Source organism: Bellilinea sp., assembly GCF_034432615.1.
Lineage (GTDB): Bacteria > Chloroflexota > Anaerolineae > Anaerolineales > Anaerolineaceae > Bellilinea.
Map to the genome: position 1 here is coordinate 1 of NZ_DAOUBL010000053.1, position 1,929 is coordinate 1,929.

The window sequence follows — 1,929 nt, forward strand, 5'->3', positions numbered from 1 at the left end:
CTGCGCGATGCGGTTGGGGAAATCGGCTTCATTGCCTCGGTTTCCATGCCATTCTGTGCCGCCTGCACCCGCGCCCGCCTGACGGCAGATGGCAAACTGCGCCTGTGTCTGCTGCGCGAGAAGGAAGTAGACCTGCTCACCCCACTCCGGCAGGGCGCCACGCTGGAAGACCTGCGGCAGATTATCCTGGATGGCATCTGGCACAAACCATGGGGGCACGGCCTTGCCGAAGGCAATTTTGCTACCAACCGGACCATGAGTGAAATAGGCGGTTAATAGCCAGGCTCACAAGCATCCTATCCTCTCCACCTGACCAGCCTTCAATTCCTCCTTTGGTCGAGGTGCGCTTTGGTCTTAACCCCCTTCCCTTATACCATTTTTCTGATACAATGATACAATAATCGGGGTCGAAGAAGACTGGCACTATCCACCCCGTGGAGAGAAATTTATGATTCGCACAGAAAACCTGACGAAAACTTTCATCCTGCGTAAAAATCAACCCCCCATTCAAGCCGTGCAAGACCTGACCCTGGAGATAAATGAAGGGGAAGTATTTGGTTTTTTAGGACCCAACGGCGCAGGTAAAACCACCACCGTTCGCATGCTGGCAGCTTTGATTCGCCCCACCAGCGGGCGCGCCTTCATTAACAACCTGCAAATCGGCCGCGATGACACCCGGATTCGGCGCAGCATCGGCATTCTGACCGAAACGCCCGGCATGTACGAACGTCTGAGCGCCGAGAAAAACCTGAGCATTTACGCCAATCTCTACGATGTACAGGATGTCAAAGGACAGGTTGAAAAATATCTGCGCATGTTGGGCCTGTGGAACCGGCGCATGGACGAAGTGGGCAGTTTTAGTAAGGGGATGCGCCAGAAACTGGCGATTGCCCGCGCTCTATTGCACGAGCCGCGCGTTCTTTTTCTGGATGAACCCACCAGCGGCCTGGATCCTGAAGCCGCCAAACTGGTGCGGGATTTTATTGAAGAGTTAAAAAGCGAAGGGCGGACCATCTTCCTCTGTACCCACAATTTAGACGAAGCCGACCGTCTGTGCGATCGCATCGGCATCTTCAAATCCCGCCTGATTGCCGTGGACACCCCCGAAAACCTGCGCCAGCGCTTGTTCGGGCGGCGGGTGGTTTTCCATCTGCGAAAATTGATTCCGGAATGGGCAGAGGTATTGCGCCGCTTTGACTTTGTCAAAGAAGTTTTCAGCGTGGATAACCGGCTGGTCGTGCGCCTGGATGACCCGGAAGAGCACAACCCGTCCCTGATTCGCGCTCTCGTAGAATGTGGCGCCGATCTGCAATTTGTCGGCGAAATCCGTCATTCACTGGAAGATATTTACCTGCAAACGTTGCAGGCAGAGGAGTAATGGCCATGTTGTCCTTCCGACATATTCGTACCATCATTGATAAAGAATGGGCAGAAGTGTTCAAAAACAAAATGGTTTTATTCACCATTGTCTTAATGCCGCTGCTCTTTACTGCCCTGCCGCTGATCATGCTGTTTGTTACCGCCGGAAGCACCCTGCCCGGCGGGGATATGGCCGATCTGCCCGAATTATTCCTCTCGGTGTGTGGGGATATGGATGCAGCCTCCTGCATGCAGGTCTATGTCATCAATCAATTCCTGATTCTGTACATGATGCTGCCGTTGATCATTCCCATCACCATTGCAGCGTACAGCATCGTAGGCGAAAAAACAACCCGCAGTCTTGAGCCTTTACTGGCCACCCCCATTTCCACCGAAGAGCTGCTGACCGGCAAAGCGCTGGCAGCCGCCATTCCCGCGGTTGGGGCTACCTGGCTGTGTTTCCTCATCTTTCAACTTCTGATTCCATTGACAGGCGCCAGCCAGCAGGTACGCGCCTATGTGCTTGGGCCGACGTGGCTGTTGGGCGTGCTGGTGGTCGGACCGCTGATG

Annotated in this window: 2 protein-coding genes and 1 pseudogene; all 3 read left to right on the top strand. The window is 54.3% G+C overall.

The genetic code is table 11. The features are described from left to right. Window positions 1–276, top strand: a pseudogene (locus VAE48_RS02975) (GTP 3',8-cyclase MoaA); the annotation flags it as partial. A gap of 172 nt (window positions 277–448) precedes the next feature. Continuing rightward, window positions 449–1,378 (top strand): ABC transporter ATP-binding protein, encoded by a 930-nt coding sequence (locus VAE48_RS02980; RefSeq protein WP_322791828.1) that lies wholly within the window; start codon window positions 449–451, stop codon window positions 1,376–1,378. Between the two features lie 5 nt (window positions 1,379–1,383). After that, window positions 1,384–1,929, top strand: a 546-nt coding sequence (locus VAE48_RS02985) for an ABC transporter permease subunit (RefSeq protein ID WP_322791829.1), incomplete at its 3' end; no start/stop codon positions are given.

Bases quoted from the DNA above. Each gene is read 5' to 3' on its own strand.
- VAE48_RS02980 (WP_322791828.1), top strand. From the start codon at position 449: ATGATTCGCACAGAAAACCTGACGAAAACTTTCATCCTGCGTAAAAAT.